The sequence below is a fragment of the Streptomyces sp. NPDC002156 genome (genome assembly GCF_053593675.1).
In genome coordinates this window covers 62,069-79,581 of sequence record NZ_JBSFDA010000017.1, presented here as the reverse complement: position 1 = coordinate 79,581, position 17,513 = coordinate 62,069, and the positions used below count along the sequence as shown (strand labels likewise).

The 17,513-nt window shown below is 69.4% G+C and carries 13 protein-coding genes; 2 read left to right on the top strand and 11 right to left on the bottom strand.

The features are described from left to right. Positions 1-143: 143 nt before the first annotated feature. Positions 144-1,358 carry a fumarylacetoacetase gene (gene fahA / locus ACWCRB_RS10690; protein ID WP_450995700.1) on the top strand — a complete coding sequence of 405 codons (1,215 nt, stop codon included), beginning with the start codon at positions 144-146 and terminating at the stop codon, positions 1,356-1,358. Positions 1,359-1,463: 105 nt separating this feature from the next. Here fahA and recQ read toward each other — a convergent pair whose 3' ends face one another. Beyond that, positions 1,464-3,572 (bottom strand): DNA helicase RecQ, encoded by a 2,109-nt coding sequence (gene recQ / locus ACWCRB_RS10685; RefSeq protein WP_450995719.1) that lies wholly within the window; start codon positions 3,570-3,572, stop codon positions 1,464-1,466. A 311-nt stretch (positions 3,573-3,883) separates the two neighbouring features. Here recQ and ACWCRB_RS10680 point away from each other — a divergent pair, with 311 nt between their 5' ends. Then, complete coding sequence (locus ACWCRB_RS10680) at positions 3,884-4,519, top strand: hypothetical protein (RefSeq protein WP_450995699.1); 636 nt, start codon at positions 3,884-3,886, stop codon at positions 4,517-4,519. A 67-nt stretch (positions 4,520-4,586) separates the two neighbouring features. On the opposite strand, the gene nuoN is transcribed toward ACWCRB_RS10680, so the two are convergent. The 10 genes from nuoN to nuoE are packed head-to-tail and all read right to left on the bottom strand — an operon-like array spanning position 4,587 to position 17,494. Then, entirely contained in the window at positions 4,587-6,236 is a 1,650-nt protein-coding gene (gene nuoN / locus ACWCRB_RS10675) for an NADH-quinone oxidoreductase subunit NuoN (protein ID WP_450995698.1), read from the bottom strand. Further along, entirely contained in the window at positions 6,233-7,804 is a 1,572-nt protein-coding gene (locus ACWCRB_RS10670; RefSeq protein WP_450995697.1) for an NADH-quinone oxidoreductase subunit M, read from the bottom strand. The genes nuoN and ACWCRB_RS10670 overlap by 4 nt, the downstream gene beginning before the upstream one ends. Positions 7,805-7,809: 5 nt before the next feature. After that, positions 7,810-9,705 carry an NADH-quinone oxidoreductase subunit L gene (nuoL, locus tag ACWCRB_RS10665; RefSeq protein ID WP_450995696.1) on the bottom strand — a complete coding sequence of 632 codons (1,896 nt, stop codon included), beginning with the start codon at positions 9,703-9,705 and terminating at the stop codon, positions 7,810-7,812. Positions 9,706-9,719: 14 nt separating this feature from the next. Beyond that, the gene (gene nuoK, locus ACWCRB_RS10660; RefSeq protein ID WP_037929353.1) at positions 9,720-10,019 is read right to left on the bottom strand and encodes an NADH-quinone oxidoreductase subunit NuoK; all 300 of its coding nucleotides are present in this window, start codon (positions 10,017-10,019) and stop codon (positions 9,720-9,722) included. After that, a complete protein-coding gene (locus ACWCRB_RS10655) occupies positions 10,016-10,873 on the bottom strand; it encodes an NADH-quinone oxidoreductase subunit J (RefSeq protein ID WP_450995695.1) in 858 nt (285 codons plus the stop codon). The genes nuoK and ACWCRB_RS10655 overlap by 4 nt, the downstream gene beginning before the upstream one ends. Further along, positions 10,870-11,472: an NADH-quinone oxidoreductase subunit NuoI gene (gene nuoI / locus ACWCRB_RS10650; protein ID WP_450995694.1), complete on the bottom strand. Its 603-nt coding sequence runs from the start codon at positions 11,470-11,472 to the stop codon at positions 10,870-10,872. The genes ACWCRB_RS10655 and nuoI overlap by 4 nt, the downstream gene beginning before the upstream one ends. After that, the gene (nuoH, locus tag ACWCRB_RS10645; protein WP_450995693.1) at positions 11,465-12,832 is read right to left on the bottom strand and encodes an NADH-quinone oxidoreductase subunit NuoH; all 1,368 of its coding nucleotides are present in this window, start codon (positions 12,830-12,832) and stop codon (positions 11,465-11,467) included. Before nuoH ends, nuoI begins: the two co-directional genes overlap by 8 nt. After that, the gene (locus ACWCRB_RS10640; protein ID WP_450995692.1) at positions 12,829-15,333 is read right to left on the bottom strand and encodes an NADH-quinone oxidoreductase subunit G; all 2,505 of its coding nucleotides are present in this window, start codon (positions 15,331-15,333) and stop codon (positions 12,829-12,831) included. The genes nuoH and ACWCRB_RS10640 overlap by 4 nt, the downstream gene beginning before the upstream one ends. Then, entirely contained in the window at positions 15,330-16,679 is a 1,350-nt protein-coding gene (gene nuoF / locus ACWCRB_RS10635) for an NADH-quinone oxidoreductase subunit NuoF (protein ID WP_450995691.1), read from the bottom strand. Before nuoF ends, ACWCRB_RS10640 begins: the two co-directional genes overlap by 4 nt. Next, complete coding sequence (gene nuoE / locus ACWCRB_RS10630; RefSeq protein ID WP_369033630.1) at positions 16,676-17,494, bottom strand: NADH-quinone oxidoreductase subunit NuoE; 819 nt, start codon at positions 17,492-17,494, stop codon at positions 16,676-16,678. Before nuoE ends, nuoF begins: the two co-directional genes overlap by 4 nt. Positions 17,495-17,513: the final 19 nt, after the last annotated feature.

Genomic DNA, 17,513 nt, shown 5'->3' with positions numbered 1-17,513 from the left:
TCATCCGCTCCGGACAAGGCTTATCCGGACATTACGAACTCTTTAGACACTGGGGACACTGCCCCGAGCCCGCAACTCACCCGTAACCTGTGGCGCGACCACATGGCCACACGGCACGACACACGAGAGCGAGGCAGCACCCCATGCCCCCCTTCGATGTCCCCGAGGGCGACCCCTTCGGCCCGCACAATCTCCCGTACGGCGTGTTCACCCCGCCCGGCTCCACGGACCGCCGGGTCGGCGTCAGGCTCGGCGACCACGTCCTGGACGCGGGTGCCGCTGCCGCCGCGCTCGGCTCCCCCTATGTCTCCGTACTGGCCCGCCCGACCCTCAACCCCCTTCTCGCCGCAGGCCGTACGACCTGGTCCGACATCCGGCGCGCCCTCACCGCCTGGGTCACCGTCCCGTCCCACCAGGAGACCGTCGCCCCGCTCCTCCACCCCCTCTCCTCGGTGAGCCTGCACCTCCCCTTCGAAGTCGCGGACTACGTCGACTTCTACGCCTCCGAGAACCACGCCCGGAACGTCGGCCAGATCTTCCGCCCCGACGCCGCGGACTCCCTGACCCCCAACTGGAAGCACCTGCCGATCGGTTACCACGGCCGCTCGGGCACGGTCGTCGTCTCCGGCACGGAGGTCGTACGTCCGTCGGGCCAGCGCAAGGCACCCACCGACCCGGCCCCGCTCTTCGGCCCGTCGGTCCGCCTGGACATCGAGGCGGAGGTCGGCTTCGTGGTGGGCACACCGTCACCCATGGGCAGCGCGGTACCCCTGTCCGCCTTCCGGGACCACGTCTTCGGCCTCTGCCTGCTGAACGACTGGTCCGCCCGCGACATCCAGGCCTGGGAGTACGTCCCGCTGGGCCCGTTCCTGGGCAAGTCCTTCGCCACGTCCGTCTCGGCGTGGATCACCCCGCTGGACGCCCTGGAGGACGCCCGGGTCTCCCCGCCCGCCCGCACCCACGCCCTGCTCCCCTACCTCGACGACGCCGAGGACGAGCCCGGCGGCTACGACCTGCGTATCTCCGTCGCCGTGAACGGCCACACCATCTCCGAGCCCCCCTTCTCCACGATGTACTGGACGGCCGCGCAGCAACTCGCCCACATGACCGTCAACGGCGCGTCCCTCCGCACCGGCGACCTCTACGGCTCGGGCACGGTCAGCGGCCCCACCGAACGGGAACGCGGCTCCCTCCTCGAACTCACCTGGAACGGCACCGCCCCCATCGACCTCCCCACCGGCAAGCGCACCTTCCTGGAGGACGGCGACGAGGTCACCCTCACCGCCTGGGCCCCGGGCCCGGGCGGCACCCGTGTAGGCCTGGGCGAGGTGACGGGCAGGATCACTCCGGCAGGCTGAGCGCAGCGCCCGGAGCCGCGGGCGGGGCAAGCGATTCGGCGCCGCACGGGAAGGGGCCCCACGCGCCCCGGCCTCGCCCCGCGCTCCCCCTCTACGTCGAGCCCTCTACATCCAGTCCTCCGGCTCGGGCTCCATCTCCATCTCGGGCCAGTCGTCCGGCCCCAACTGCTCGTCCCTCGGCCCGGATCCCGCACCCCGGCCGCTGTCACTGCCCGAAGAGCCCGACCTGAAGCCGGACTTGGAGCCGGGCGCCGAGCCAGTCTCCGGGACCTGTGGAGCCGCCGCGGACACCTCAGGCGCCTCGCCCAGTGCCGAAAGCGCCCCCAACACGCCCTCCCCGTACGTGGCGAGCTTCTTCTCGCCCACTCCGCTGATTCCGCCCAGCTCCGCCACCGACCCGGGCCAGACGCTGACGATCTCCCGGAGCGTGGCGTCATGGAAGATGACGTACGCCGGAACGCCCTGCTCGCGGGCCTGTTCGGCGCGCCAGGCGCGCAGGGCCTCGAACGCCGGCTGCAGTTCCTCGGGCAACGCGACAGCCGCCGCCTTCGCCTTCTTCTCACTCCGGCCGCCACCGGCCGCCGACCGTGCGGTCGCCGCCTTCTTCGGCTCCTTGCGCAGCGGCACCTCCCGCTCGCGCCCCAGCACGGCACCGCTCGTCTCGGTCAGCACCAGCGTGCCGTACTCGCCCTCGACCGTGAGCAGCCCCTGGGCCAGCAGCTGCCGTACGACACCGCGCCATTCGCCCTCGGACAGTTCCTCTCCGATGCCGAACACGGAGAGCTGGTCGTGGTCGAACTGGATCACCTTCGCCGTGCGCCGCCCCAGCAGGATGTCGACGATCTGCACCGCGCCGAACTTCTGCCGCCGTTCACGCTCCAGCCGCCAGACCGTGGACAGCACCTTCTGCGCGGCGACCGTGCCGTCCCAGCTCTCCGGCGGGGTCAGGCAGGTGTCGCAGTTGCCGCAGCCGCCCGGCACCGGGTCCTGGCCGAAGTAGACGAGCAGTTGCCCACGCCGGCACTGCACCGTCTCGCACAGCGCCAGCATCGCGTCCAGGTGTGCCTGCGCGCGGCGGCGGAACGCCTCGTCGCCCTCGCTGCCCTGGATCATCTTGCGCTGTTGTATGACGTCGTTCAGTCCGTAGGCCATCCAGGCCGTGGACGGCAGTCCGTCACGGCCGGCGCGGCCCGTCTCCTGGTAGTAGCCCTCGACCGACTTGGGCAGGTCGAGGTGGGCGACGAACCGGACGTCCGGCTTGTCGATGCCCATCCCGAAGGCGATGGTCGCCACCACGACGAGGCCGTCCTCGCGCAGGAAGCGCGACTGGTTCGCCGCGCGGGTGCCCGAGTCCAGACCCGCGTGGTACGGCACCGCCCGGACGCCGTGGGCGGCGAGGAACTCCGCCGTGCGCTCCACGGAGTTGCGCGAGAGGCAGTAGACGATGCCGGCGTCGCCGTCGTGCTCCTCCTTCAGGAAGGTCAGCAGCTGCTTCTTGGGGTCGGCCTTGGGCACGATCCGGTACTGGATGTTGGGCCGGTCGAAGCTCGCCACGAAGTGACGGGCGTCCGGCATGCCAAGGCGCTGGGTGATCTCCTGGTGCGTCGCGTGCGTGGCCGTCGCCGTGAGCGCGATCCGCGGGACGTCCGGCCAGCGCTCACCCAGCAGCGACAGCGCCAGATAGTCGGGCCGGAAGTCGTGGCCCCACTGCGAGACGCAGTGCGCCTCGTCGATGGCGAAGACAGCGATCTTCCCCCGGGAGAGCAGGTCCAGGGTCGAATCCAGTCGCAGCCGCTCCGGAGCCAGATACAGGAGGTCCAGCTCACCGGCCAGGAACTCGGCCTCCACCACCCGCCGCTCGCCGAAGTCCTGCGTGGAGTTCATGAACCCGGCCCGCACGCCGAGCGCCCGCAGCGCGTCCACCTGGTCCTGCATCAGCGCGATGAGCGGCGAGACGACGATCCCCGTACCCGGTCTGACCAGGGACGGAATCTGGTAGCAGAGCGACTTGCCGCCACCGGTCGGCATGAGGACGACGGCGTCGCCGCCCGCCACCACATGATCGATGACCGCCGCCTGCTCGCCGCGGAAGGAGTCGTACCCGAAGACCCGGTGCAGCGTGGCCAGCGCTTCGCTGTCCTCCGCCCCGGCCGCCGATCCGACGACCGTGCCCGGACCCTCGCCCGCTTCCGTCATCACACCCGACCCGCCCATCACGCTCATCGCGCTCATCGTCGTGTCCCCCGTACGTCGCGCCTCGACCACTGCGTCCACCATAGGGGCCCGCACCGACAGCCCCGGAGTTATCCACAGGCTGTCCCGCCACACCTGCGGCCCGTGTCACCGGCGCCCTCGGCCGAACCGGGGTGTTCAGCCCAATGGCCGCTTCGCGTGGCGACCCCGAATACCCCGGGACATGCTGCTCGGGCGGGACGAGGGGGAGGCCCGTACAACGGACCGGCGCCCCGCGCGCGCCCTCGGACCGGCGCCCTCCGGGGCGCCTCTCCCGCTCAAGGAGTCCCCACATGCCCCGCCGCCAGCTCAAGGTCACCGTCGCCCTCGCCACGGCCGCCGCCGCATCCCTCTCCCTGGCCGTCGCCCCCGCGCACTCCGCGCCGAGCGATCCCGTCGACCCCGCGGTCTGGATCGAGCTGGCCAAAACGCTCGAAGGCACGGCGAAGTACCAGTACGCCCCGTTCGCCGTCACGGACGGCTACGAGCCCCTCTGGTGCTCGGCCGACCCGGCACTCGGGGGGACGAATTACCACTACGTCAACAAGAAGCTCTACGGTTCGCTCGATCCGGCGAAGCCGGCGGCCCTGCTGTACGAGGACCGGACCAACGAGGACTGGATCGACGAGGCGTCCGACACGAGCTGGCTCGACGATCTGGACGCGCTCGACGGAGGCACCCCACCGGTCGCTCCGTCGGCCGCCACCGAGTCCCGCAGGCTCGTCGCCGCCGAGTGGATCGTGCTGGACAAGGACCAGGATCCGACGACCGACGACGACCGTCCCAGCCTGTTCGGTGTCCCCTTCAACGGGCCGGTGGTCAGCAGCGGTGTGCCGATCCACTACAACCTGCAAGCCTGGATCTGGAAGAAGAATCCCAGCGGCATGTTCCCCCGGCCGAACCTCGCGGAGCCGTGCCCGGCCGCCTGAGGGACAGACGCTGGGCCCCGGTCTCCTTGGGAGACCGGGGCCCAGCGCAATCCGCGAAACGACCTGCTCAGCGCACGAAGACGCCCGCCTGGTTGGCCAGGTCGAGGAAGTACTGCGGCGCCACACCCAGCACCACGGTGACCGCCACCCCCACCCCGATCGCCGTCATGGTCAGCGGCGACGGCACGGCGACGGTGGGTCCTTCGGGCCGGGGCTCGCTGAAGAACATCAGCACGATCACCCGGATGTAGAAGAACGCGGCGATCGCCGACGAGATCACACCGACCACGACCAGCGCACTCGCGCCGCCCTCCGCCGCCGCCTTGAACACGGCGAACTTCCCGGCGAACCCGGAGGTCAGCGGAATGCCGGCGAAGGCCAGCAGGAACACCGCGAACACGGCGGCCACCAGCGGCGACCGGCGCCCCAGCCCCGCCCACTTGGACAGATGGGTCGCCTCTCCCCCGGCGTCCCGCACCAGCGTGACCACGGCGAACGCCCCGATCGTCACGAACGAGTACGCGGCCAGATAGAAGAGCACGGACGAGATCCCGTCCGGTGTCATGGCGATGACACCGGCGAGGATGAACCCGGCGTGCGCGATGGACGAGTACGCCAGCAGCCGCTTGATGTCGGTCTGCGTGATCGCGACGATCGCGCCGCCCACCATGGTGACGACCGCGACGCCCATCATGACCGGCCGCCAGTCCCAGCGCAGCCCCGGCAGCACGACGTACAGCAGCCGCAGCAGCGCGCCGAAGGCGGCCACCTTGGTCGCCGCCGCCATGAAGCCCGTCACCGGTGTGGGCGCGCCCTGGTACACGTCCGGCGTCCACATGTGGAACGGGACGGCGCCCACCTTGAAGAGCAGGCCCATGACGATCATCGCGGCGCCGATGAGCAGCAGTACGTCGTTGCCCATGGTGTCGGCGAGGGCCGGGTTGACGTCCTGGACGGTGCCGTCGACGACCTGGGCGATCGTGCCGTACGACATGGAGCCCGAGTAGCCGTACAGCAGGGCGATGCCGAAGAGGGTGAACGCGGAGGCGAAGGCGCCGAGCAGGAAGTACTTGACCGCGGCCTCCTGCGACATGAGCCGCTTGCGGCGGGCCAGGGCGCACAGCAGGTACAGCGGGAGCGAGAAGACTTCCAGGGCCACGAACAGGGTCAGCAGGTCGTTGGCCGCGGGGAAGATCAGCATGCCGGCGACCGCGAAGAGCAGCAGCGGGAACACCTCGGTGGTGGTGAACCCGGCCTTCACCGCCGCCTTCTCGCTGTCGCTGCCCGGTACGGACGCGGCCTGCGCGACGAACGAGTCGACGCGGTTGCCGTGGGCCTCCGGGTCGAGCCGCCGTTCGGCGAAGGTGAACAGCCCGACCAGTCCCGCGAGCAGGATCGTGCCCTGGAGGAACAGTGCGGGCCCGTCGACGGCGATGGCGCCCATCGCCGCGATACCGGCCTTGGTGGTGCCGTACCCGCTCGCCGCGAGCCCCACGACCGCGGCGAAGGCCGCGGCGAGGGCGACGACGGACACGAACAACTGCACGTAGTAGCGGGACTTGCGGGGCACGAAGGCCTCGACCAGGATCCCGACGATCGCCGCTCCGATGACGATCAGGGTGGGCGACAATTGCCCGTATTCGATCTTCGGCGCGTCGATCTTGGAGATCGGGTCGGCCGCCGTTGTCCACAGGCTGTGGACGGCTGATGCGCTCACTTGGCCGCCTCCACCTCGGGCTGGGGGTCCTTCTTCTGGACGTCGGACATGGTCTGCTTGACCGCCGGGTTGACGATGTCCGTCAAGGGCTTCGGGTAGACGCCCAGGAAGATCAGCAGCACGATCAGCGGCGTCACGACCACGAGCTCACGCACCCTGAGGTCCGGCATCTTGGCGACCTCCGCCTTCACCGGGCCCGTCATCGTCCTCTGGTAGAGGACGAGGGTGTAGAGTGCGGCGAGGACGATGCCGAAGGTGGCGATGATGCCGACCACCGGATAGCGCGCGTACGTGCCCACCAGGACCAGGAACTCGCTCACGAACGGCGCGAGGCCCGGCAGCGACAGGGTCGCGAGGCCACCGATCAGGAAGGTGCCGGCGAGCACCGGGGCGACCTTCTGGACGCCTCCGTAGTCGGCGATGAGCCGCGAGCCGCGCCGCGAGATCAGGAAGCCGGCCACCAGCATGAGCGCGGCCGTCGAGATCCCGTGGTTGACCATGTACAGCGTCGCGCCCGACTGGCCCTGGCTGGTCATCGCGAAGATGCCCAGGACGATGAACCCGAAGTGCGAGATCGACGCGTACGCGACCAGGCGCTTGATGTCCCGCTGCCCGACCGCGAGCAGCGCCCCGTAGATGATGCTGATCAGCGCCAGTACGAGGATGACGGGCGTCGCCCACTTCGACGCCTCCGGGAACAGTTGGAGGCAGAAGCGGAGCATCGCGAAGGTGCCCACCTTGTCGACGACCGCCGTGATCAGCACGGCGACCGGCGCGGTGGCCTCCCCCATGGCGTTGGGCAGCCAGGTGTGCAGCGGCCACAGGGGCGCCTTCACCGCGAAGGCGAAGAAGAAGCCGAGGAACAGCCAGCGTTCGGTGTTCGTCGCCATGTCCAGCGAGCCGTTGGCCCGCGCGGCGGCGATCTCCGTGAGCGAGAAGTTCCCGGCCACCACGTAGAGGCCGATCACCGCCGCCAGCATGATCAGACCGCCGACGAGGTTGTAGAGGAGGAACTTCACGGCCGCGTACGAGCGTTGGGTGGACGCCGTTTCCTCGCCGTGCTCGTGGGCACGGTCGCCGAAGCCGCCGATGAGGAAGTACATCGGGATGAGCATGGCTTCGAAGAAGATGTAGAAGAGGAAGACGTCGGTGGCCTCGAAGGAGATGATCACCATCGCCTCGACGGCCAGGATCAGCGCGAAGAAGCCCTGCGTGGGCCGCCAGCGTGTGTTCCCGGTCTCCAGGGGGTCGGCGTCGTGCCAGCCGGCCAGGATCACGAACGGGATCAGCAGTGCGGTCAGCGCGATGAGCGCCACGGCGATGCCGTCCACACCCAGTTCGTACCGCACCCCGAAGTCCTTGATCCAGGCGCGGGATTCGGTGAGCTGGTAGCGGTCGCCGCCCGGGTCGAAGCGCACCAGGACGATCGCGGCGAGCACCAGCGTGGCGAGCGAGACGATCAACGCCAGCCACTTTGCGGCGGTGCGCCGGGCAGCCGGTACGGCCGCCGTGGCGATCGCCCCGAGGGCCGGGAGCGCCGCCGTCGCTGTCAGGAGGGGAAAGGACATCGGTATCAGACCGCCCTCATCAGCAGGGTCGCGGCGATGAGGACCGCCGCACCGCCGAACATCGAGACCGCGTACGACCGCGCGTAACCGTTCTGCAGCTTGCGGAGCCGTCCGGAGAGGCCGCCCATGGAGGCCGCCGTACCGTTGACGACCCCGTCGACCAGGGTGTGGTCGACGTACACCAGGGAGCGCGTGAGGTGCTCTCCGCCGCGTACGAGGACGACGTGGTTGAAGTCGTCCTGGAGGAGGTCGCGCCGGGCAGCCCGGGTGAGCAGCGACCCGCGCGGGGCGACGACCGGGACGGGACGGCGCCCGTACTGGACATACGCGGTGCCCGCGCCGATGACGAGCACGACCATCGTCGACAGCGTGACCGTGAGGGCGCTGATCGGCGGGTGTCCGTGCGCGTGCTCGGTGACGGGCTCCAGCCAGTGCAGGAAGCGGTCGCCGATGCCGAAGAACCCGCCCGCGAAGACCGACCCGAAGGCGAGCACGATCATGGGGATCGTCATGGACTTCGGAGACTCGTGCGGGTGCGGCTCGTGGCCGTGCTCGTCGGGCTGCCAGCGCTTCTCGCCGAAGAAGGTCAGCAGCATCACGCGCGTCATGTAGTACGCGGTGATGGCCGCGCCGAGCAGGGCCACGCCGCCGAGGATCCAGCCCTCGGTGCCGCCCTTGGCGAACGCCGCCTCGATGATCTTGTCCTTGGAGAAGAAGCCGGACAGACCCGGGAAGCCGATGATGGCGAGGTACCCGAGACCGAAGGTCACGAAGGTGACCGGCATGTACTTCCTGAGGCCGCCGTACTTGCGCATGTCGACCTCGTCGTTCATGCCGTGCATGACCGAGCCGGCGCCGAGGAAGAGCCCGGCCTTGAAGAAGCCGTGCGTCACCAGGTGCATGATCGCGAAGACGTAGCCGATGGGACCGAGGCCCGCCGCGAGGATCATGTAGCCGATCTGCGACATGGTCGAGCCGGCCAGCGCCTTCTTGATGTCGTCCTTCGCGCAACCGACGATCGCACCGAAGAGGAGCGTGACGGCGCCGACCACGGTGACCACCAACTGGGCGTCGGGCGCCGCGTTGAAGATCTCCCCGGAGCGGACGATCAGATACACGCCCGCGGTCACCATCGTCGCCGCGTGGATGAGGGCCGAGACCGGGGTCGGGCCCTCCATCGCGTCCCCGAGCCAGGACTGAAGCGGCACCTGGGCGGACTTGCCGCAGGCCGCGAGCAGCAGCATCAGGGCGATGGCGGTGAGCTTGCCCTCGCTCGTCTCACCGGTGGCTTCGAGGACCGGCCCGAAGGCGAAGGTCCCGAAGGTGGTGAACATCAGCATGATGGCGATCGACAGGCCCATGTCGCCGACGCGGTTGACCAGGAAGGCCTTCTTCGCGGCGGTCGCGGCACTGGGCTTGTGCTGCCAGAAGCCGATCAGGAGGTACGAGGCGAGGCCGACGCCCTCCCAGCCGACGTACAGCAGCAGGTAGTTGTCGGCGAGGACGAGCAGCAGCATCGCCGCGAGGAACAGGTTGAGATAGCCGAAGAAGCGGCGGCGCCGCTCGTCGTGCTCCATGTACCCGATCGAGTACACGTGGATCAGCGAGCCGACGCCGGAGATCAGCAGGACGAACGTCATCGACAGCTGGTCGAGCTGGAAGGCGACGTCGGCCTGGAAGCCCTCGACGGGGATCCAGCTGAACAGGTGCTGCATCAGGGCGCGGTGTTCGGCGTCCTTGCCCAGCATGTCGGCGAAGAGGATCACGCCGATCACGAAGGAGCAGGCGGCGAGGGCCGTGCCGATCCAGTGGCCGACGGCGTCGAGCCGCCGGCCGCCGCACAGCAGTACGGCCGCTCCGAGCAGAGGCGCCGCCACCAGCAGCGCGATCAGATTCTCCACGATTCAGCGACCCCTTACAGCTTCATCAGGCTGGCGTCGTCGACCGAGGCCGAGTGGCGGGAACGGAACAGCGACACGATGATCGCGAGCCCGACGACGACCTCCGCGGCGGCGACGACCATCGTGAAGAAGGCGATGACCTGGCCGTCGAGATTGCCGTGCATCCGGGAGAAGGCGACGAACGCGAGGTTGCAGGCGTTGAGCATCAGCTCGACGCACATGAAGACGACGATCGCGTTGCGCCTGATCAGGACGCCGGTGGCGCCGATCGTGAACAACAGGGCGGCGAGATAGAGGTAGTTGACCGGGTTCACTTCGACGCCTCCCCACTGTTCGAGCCCTTGCCCGGGCCGCTGTTGGTGCGCTCCAGGCGGTCCTCGGAGCGCTGCTCCAGGGCCTTGAGGTCGCTGATGGCCTCGGCGGACACATCGCGGATCTGGCCGCGCTGGCGCAGCGTCTGCATGACCGACAGCTCGGCCGGGGTGCCATCGGGCAGCAGGCCCGGGATGTCCACCGCGTTGTGCCGGGCGTACACACCCGGGGCCGGCAGGGGCGGCAGGTGCTTGCCGTCCCGTACGCGCTCTTCGGCCATCTCGCGCTGGGTCTTGGCGCGCTCGGTGCGTTCGCGGTGCGTGAGGACCATGGCGCCGACGGCAGCCGTGATCAGCAGGGCGCCGGTGATCTCGAAGGCAAACACGTACTTCGTGAAGATGAGGCCGGCGAGGCCCTCCACGTTGCCGTTCGCGTTGGCCTGGCCGAGGCCGGTGAACTCCGTCAGGGAGGCGTTCCCGACACCCGCGACCAGAAGGATGCCGAAGCCGAGCCCGCACACCAGCGCCAGCCAGCGCTGGCCCTTGATGGTCTCCTTGAGGGAGTCCGCGGCGGTGACACCGACGAGCATGACCACGAAGAGGAACAGCATCATGATCGCGCCGGTGTAGACGACGATCTGGACGACGCCCAGGAAGTAGGCGCCGTTGGCGAGGTAGAACACCGCCAGGATGATCATGGTTCCGGCGAGACAGAGCGCGCTGTGCACGGCCCTCTTCATGAAGACGGTGCACAGGGCCCCGGCCACGGCGACGGTACCGAGCACCCAGAACTGGAAGGCCTCACCAGTGGAGGTGCCAGCAGAAAGAGTGGCTGCGGCGGCGAGCTGTGCGCTCATGCCCCCACCTCCTCGTCCTCGGGCTTCTCGCCCTTGGAGACGGCCACTTGACGCACCGTGCCGGGCGCGGCCTCAGTCACCAGACCTCGGTAGTAGTCCTGTTCGTCGGTGCCCGGGAAGATCGAGTGGGGCGATTCGACCATGCCCTCCTCGAGTCCGGCGAGCAGCTGCTCCTTGGTGTAGATGAGGTTGGCGCGGCTGCTGTCGGCCAGCTCGAACTCGTTGGTCATCGTCAACGCGCGCGTGGGGCACGCCTCGATGCACAGGCCGCACAGGATGCAGCGGGCGTAGTTGATCTGATAAACGGCGCCGTACCGTTCGCCCGGGGAGTAGCGCTCCTCGTCGGTGTTGTCGGCGCCCTCCACATAGATGGCGTCCGCGGGGCAGGCCCAGGCGCACAGTTCGCAGCCGATGCACTTCTCCAGGCCGTCCGGATGGCGGTTGAGCTGGTGCCGTCCGTGGAACCGTGGGGCGGTGGTCTTCTGCTGCTCGGGGTACTGCTCGGTCAGCCGCTTCTTGAACATGGCCTTGAAGGTCACGCCGAAGCCGGCCACGGGGTTCTGAAAACCGGGCTTGGTCTCCTTGGGTTCCTCAGCCATCGGACGCCTCCTTTCCATCCAGAGATCCGTCACTGCCAGTATCCGGTCCACCACTGACAATCAACTCGCGCTCACGGCGCGGGCGCCTGCGCGGCACCGTCTGCGCCTCCTGTCCCGGCAGTGGCGGTACGGGGAATCCGCCCGCCATCGGGTCGAAGGCGACGGGCTCGTCGTCGGCTGTCTGTGGTGCCTTGCCCCGGTCGCGGAACATGTCGGCCACGAAGGAGAGCAGGAGCAGGACGAGGACACCGCCGCCGACGTAGAGGGCGATGTCGGCGAAGTCGTAGTTCTCGTTGCGCAGGGTCCGTACGGTCGCGACGAGCATCAACCAGACCAGCGAGACCGGGATGAGGACCTTCCAGCCGAGCTTCATCAGCTGGTCGTAGCGGACGCGTGGGAGGGTGCCGCGCAGCCAGATGAAGAAGAACAGCAGCAGTTGCACCTTGAGGACGAACCAGGCCATCGGCCACCAGCCGTGGTTGGCGCCCTCCCAGAAGGTGCTGATGGGCCAGGGAGCCCGCCAGCCGCCCAGGAAGAGCGTCACCGACACGGCCGAGACGGTCACCATGTTGACGTACTCGGCGAGCATGAACATCGCGAACTTGATGGACGAGTACTCGGTGTTGAAGCCGCCGACCAGGTCGCCCTCGGACTCCGGCATGTCGAAGGGAGCGCGGTTGGTCTCGCCGACCATCGTGATGATGTAGATGACGAAGGAGACCGGCAGCAGGACGATGTACCAGCGGTCGTGCTGCTGTTCGACGATGGTCGAGGTCGACATCGACCCGGAGTAGAGGAACACCGAGGCGAACGCGGCGCCCATGGCGATCTCGTACGAGATCATCTGCGCGCAGGACCGCAGTCCGCCCAGCAGGGGGTAGGTGGATCCGGAGCTCCAGCCCGCGAGCACGATGCCGTAGATGCCGACCGAGGCGACCGCGAGGACGTAGAGCATCGCGATCGGCAGGTCGGTGAGCTGCATCGTCGTACGGTGGCCGAAGATCGAGACCTCGTTGCCGGCCGGTCCGAAGGGGATGACCGCGATCGCCATGAAGGCCGGGATGGCCGCGACGATCGGCGCGAGGATGTAGACGACCTTGTCCGCGCGCTTGACGATCAGGTCTTCCTTGAGCATCAGTTTGATGCCGTCGGCGAGCGACTGGAGCATGCCCCAGGGGCCGTGCCGGTTGGGGCCGATGCGCAGCTGCATCCAGGCGACGACCTTGCGTTCCCACACGATGGAGAACAGCACGGTGATCATCAGGAAGGCGAAGCAGAAGACCGCCTTGACGACGACCAGCCACCAGGGGTCGGTGCCGAACATGGAGAGGTCTTCAGCGGCGAGGTACGGGCTGCTCATGCCTCCACCTCCTTGGGGGCCTCGGAGGCGAGCGTCGCCGGACCGATGCGGACGAGTGCGCCGGGCAGCGCCCCGGTGTCGGAGGCGACGCCGCCTCCGGTGGAGTTCAGGGGCAGCCAGACCACGCGGTCGGGCATCTCGGTGACCCGGAGGGGCAGTTCGACCGTCCCGGTGGCACCCGTCACGGCGAGCAGGTCACCGTCCTTCACACCGGCTTCGGCGGCCGTCGGTGCGGACACGCGCGCGTGTGCCGCGTGCCGCGTCCCGGCGAGCGCGTCGTCGCCCTCCTGGAGACGCCCCTGGTCGAGCAGCAGCCGGTGCCCCGCGAGCACCGCTTCCCCGGCGGCCGGACGCGGCAACTGGGCGCCGATCTCCAGGGGGTTGGTGGCCCGCGCCCCGTCCCAGGCCCCGAGTCGGTCCAGTTCCTGCCGCGCGGTCCGCAGGTCCGGCAGGCCCAGGTGTACGTCCATGGCGTCGGCCAGCATCTGCAGCACGCGCGCGTCCGGCGGTGCGAGACGACGGGTCATCTGGTCGGGCTTGAGCGCGGCCTCGAAGAGACGGGCCCGGCCCTCCCAGTTGAGGAAGGTGCCCGCCTTCTCGGCGACCGCGGCGACCGGGAGTACGACGTCGGCGTGCTCGGTGACCTCGCTGGGCCGCAGTTCCAGCGACACCAGGAAGCCCACTTCGTGCAGGGCGTCACGCGCGCGTGCCGGATCGGGCAGGTCGGCGACCTCGACGCCGGCGACCACCAGGGCCCGCAACTCGCCCGCGGCGGCGGCCTCGACGATCTGGCCGGTGTCGCGGCCGAAGCGGTGCGGCAGCTCGGCCACGCCCCAGGCGACGGCGACCTCGTCCCGCGCGCGCGGGTCGGTCGCCGGACGTCCGCCCGGCAGCAGCGAGGGCAGCGCGCCGACCTCGACGGCGCCGCGCTCCCCGGCCCGGCGCGGGATCCACACCAGCTGGGCGCCGGTCGTGGAGGCGGCCCGTACGGCGGCGGTGAGCCCGCCCGCCACAGCCGCGAGCCGCTCCCCTACGACGATCACCGCGCCCTCGGTGCGCAGCGCCTCGGCGGCCTTGGCCCCGCTCTCCTCCAGGCCGAACCCGCTGCCGAGCGCGTCCAGCCACTCGGTCTCGGTGCCGGGGGCGGCGGGCAGCAGCGTGCCGCCGGCCTTCTCCAGGCCGCGGGTCGCGTGCGTGGCGAGTGAGTAGACCTTCTGCCCGTGTCCCCGCCAGGCCTTGCGCAGCCGCAGGAAGACGCCGGGCGCCTCCTCCTCGGACTCGAACCCGACCAGGAGGACCGCGGGGGCCTTCTCCAGGGAGGTGTACGTGACACCCGTACCGTCGAGGTCGCGGCCGCGTCCGGCGACCCGGGCGGCGAGGAAGTCGGCTTCCTCGGCGCTGTGCACGCGCGCGCGGAAGTCGATGTCGTTGGTGTCGAGGGCCACGCGCGCGAACTTGCTGTACGCGTAGGCGTCCTCGACGGTGAGCCGGCCGCCGGTGAGCACGCCCGCACGGCCGCGGGCCGCGAGGAGTCCCTGGGCCGCCGCCTCCAGAGCCTCGGGCCAGGAGGCGGGCTCCAGGACTCCGGCGGCGTTGCGTACGAGGGGGGTCTGGAGCCGGTCGGGCTTCTGCGCATACCGGAAGCCGAAGCGTCCCTTGTCGCAGATCCACTCCTCGTTGACCTCGGGCTCGTTGGCCGCGAGGCGCCGCATGACCTTGCCGCGCCGGTGGTCGGTGCGGGTGGCGCAGCCGCCGGAGCAGTGCTCGCACACGCTCGGCGACGACACCAGGTCGAAGGGGCGGGAGCGGAAGCGATACGCCGCCGAGGTCAGCGCGCCGACCGGGCAGATCTGGATCGTGTTCCCGGAGAAGTACGACTCGAAGGGGTCGCCCTCGCCGGTGCCGACCTGTTGGAGCGCGCCGCGCTCGATCAGCTCGATCATCGGGTCGCCCGCGATCTGGTTGGAGAAGCGGGTGCAGCGGGCGCACAGCACGCAGCGTTCGCGGTCGAGCAGCACCTGCGTGGAGATCGGGACCGGCTTCTCGTAGGTCCGTTTCTTCCCCTCGAAGCGGGACTCCGACTGGCCGTGCGACATGGCCTGGTTCTGCAGGGGGCACTCGCCGCCCTTGTCGCAGACCGGGCAGTCGAGCGGGTGGTTGATGAGCAGCAGCTCCATCACACCGTGCTGGGCCTTCTCGGCCACGGGCGAGGTGAGGTGAGTCTTCACCACCATCCCGTCCGTACAGGTGATCGTGCAGGACGCCATGGGCTTGCGCTGGCCCTCGACCTCGACGATGCACTGGCGGCAGGCGCCGGCCGGGTCGAGGAGGGGGTGGTCGCAGAAGCGCGGGATCTCGATGCCGAGCTGTTCGGCGGCGCGGATCACCAGGGTGCCCTTGGGCACGCTGATGTCGATGCCGTCGATCTTCAGCGAGACGAGATCTTCCGGCGGGACCGCCGCGTCGCCTCCTCCGGAGGGGGCGCTCGTGGTCACCGTCATGCGTTCACCTCCGTGCGGTCGGCCCAGGCCGTCGACTTGGCCGGGTCGAAGGGGCAGCCCCGGCCCGTGATGTGGTCCTCGTACTCCTCGCGGAAGTACTTGAGGGAGGAGAAGATCGGCGAGGCGGCGCCGTCGCCGAGGGCGCAGAAGGACTTGCCGTTGATGTTGTCGGCGATGTCGTTCAGCTTGTCGAGGTCGGACATGGCGCCCTTGCCGGCCTCGATGTCGCGCAGCAACTGCACGAGCCAGTACGTCCCTTCGCGGCAGGGCGTGCACTTGCCGCAGGACTCGTGGGCATAGAACTCGGTCCAGCGGGTGACGGCCCGGACGACGCAGGTGGTCTCGTCGAAGCACTGGAGTGCTTTCGTGCCGAGCATGGAACCGGCGGCGCCCACTCCTTCGTAGTCAAGAGGGACGTCGAGGTGCTCGTCGGTGAACATCGGTGTCGAGGAGCCGCCCGGTGTCCAGAACTTCAGCCGGTGGCCGGGGCGCATCCCGCCGCTCATGTCGAGGAGTTGGCGGAGCGTGATGCCGAGCGGGGCCTCGTACTGGCCCGGATTGGTGACATGGCCGCTGAGCGAGTAGAGCGTGAAGCCCGGGGACTTCTCGCTGCCCATCGACCGGAACCATTCTTTTCCTTTTTGGAGAATCGCGGGAACCGACGCGATCGACTCGACGTTGTTCACAACAGTTGGGCAGGCATAGAGCCCTGCGACGGCAGGAAAGGGGGGACGGAGCCGCGGTTGACCCCGGCGGCCTTCGAGCGAGTCGAGCAGTGCGGTCTCTTCACCACAGATGTACGCGCCCGCGCCCGCGTGCACGGTGAGTTCGAGGTCGAGTCCGCTGCCCAGCACGTTCTTGCCGAGGTAGCCCGCCGCGTAGGCCTCACGTACGGCCTCGTGCAACCGCCGCAGCACTGGTACGACTTCACCGCGCAGATAGATGAAGGCATGCGAAGACCTGATGGCATAACACGCGATCACAATGCCCTCGATGAGGCTATGCGGGTTCGCGAAGAGGAGCGGGATGTCCTTGCAGGTTCCCGGCTCGGATTCGTCGGCGTTGACAACTAGATAGTGTGGTTTTCCATCACCCTGAGGAATGAACTGCCATTTCATTCCCGTAGGGAATCCCGCACCGCCGCGGCCACGCAGACCCGACTCCTTGACGTACGCGATCAGGTCGTCCGGTGTCATCGCGAGGGCCTTGCGGAGTCCCTCGTAACCCTCGTGCCTTCGGTAGACGTCCAGCGTCCAGGACCTGTCCTCGTCCCAGAAGGCCGACAGCACGGGTGCGAGCAGCTTCTCGGGGCTGGTCTCGTTGATCTCGGGTGCCAATGTCATCACTCCCCCTCCTCGGTGACGGGCCCCGCCGGGTGGGAGGGGTCGGACGCCGCCGTGTCCTGCGGCGCGTCGTGCGAACTGAGGTGCTCGGCGGGCGACGGGTCGTGCGGCCGCGTGCCCTTGGGGGCGCCGCCCCGGGGGTGGACCACGCGCGCGGGGCTCTCGCCCTTGGCCAGCCGGAGCCCGGTCAGCGAGGCGGGGCCGGCGCTGCCGCTCGCCTCGACGGCCCCGTCCCGGGTGTCGGGGAAGCCCGCCAGGATGCGGGCGGTGTCCTTGAACGTGCACAGGGGGGCACCGCGCGTGGGCTCGACCTGCGCACCCGCGCGCAGGTCGTCGACGAGACGCTTGGCACTGGCCGGGGTCTGGTTGTCGAAGAACTCCCAGTTCACCATCACGACGGGTGCGAAGTCGCAGGCCGCGTTGCACTCGATGTGCTCCAGGGTGACCTTGCCGTCCTCGGTCGTCCCGCCGTTGGCGACGCCGAGGTGCTCCTGGAGGGTCTCGAAGATGGCGTCGCCGCCCAGCACCGCACAGAGGGTGTTGGTGCAGACGCCCACCTGGTAGTCGCCGGAGGGGCCCCGGCGGTACATGGAGTAGAAGGTGGCGACCGCGGTGACCTCGGCCGTGGTCAGGCCCAGTACGTCCGCGCAGAACCGCATCCCGGTGCGCGTGACATGGCCCTCCTCCGACTGCACGAGATGCAGCAACGGCAGCAGGGCGGACCTGGAGTCCGGGTAGCGGGCGATGACCTCGCGGGCGTCCGCTTCGAGCCGGGCTCGAACGTCGTCCGGGTAATCGGGCGCGGGCAGTTGGGGCATGCCCAGGCTGACGCCCTCG

Excerpts from the sequence above, each read along its gene's own strand:
- fahA (WP_450995700.1), top strand. The coding sequence starts at position 144 with ATGCCCCCCTTCGATGTCCCCGAGGGCGACCCCTTCGGCCCGCACAAT.
- recQ (WP_450995719.1), bottom strand. The coding sequence starts at position 3,572 with ATGGGCGGGTCGGGTGTGATGACGGAAGCGGGCGAGGGTCCGGGCACG.
- ACWCRB_RS10680 (WP_450995699.1), top strand. The coding sequence starts at position 3,884 with ATGCCCCGCCGCCAGCTCAAGGTCACCGTCGCCCTCGCCACGGCCGCC.
- ACWCRB_RS10670 (WP_450995697.1), bottom strand. The coding sequence starts at position 7,804 with ATGTCCTTTCCCCTCCTGACAGCGACGGCGGCGCTCCCGGCCCTCGGG.
- ACWCRB_RS10655 (WP_450995695.1), bottom strand. The coding sequence starts at position 10,873 with ATGAGCGCACAGCTCGCCGCCGCAGCCACTCTTTCTGCTGGCACCTCC.
- nuoI (WP_450995694.1), bottom strand. The coding sequence starts at position 11,472 with ATGGCTGAGGAACCCAAGGAGACCAAGCCCGGTTTTCAGAACCCCGTG.
- nuoH (WP_450995693.1), bottom strand. The coding sequence starts at position 12,832 with ATGAGCAGCCCGTACCTCGCCGCTGAAGACCTCTCCATGTTCGGCACC.
- ACWCRB_RS10640 (WP_450995692.1), bottom strand. The coding sequence starts at position 15,333 with ATGACGGTGACCACGAGCGCCCCCTCCGGAGGAGGCGACGCGGCGGTC.
- nuoE (WP_369033630.1), bottom strand. The coding sequence starts at position 17,494 with ATGCCCCAACTGCCCGCGCCCGATTACCCGGACGACGTTCGAGCCCGG.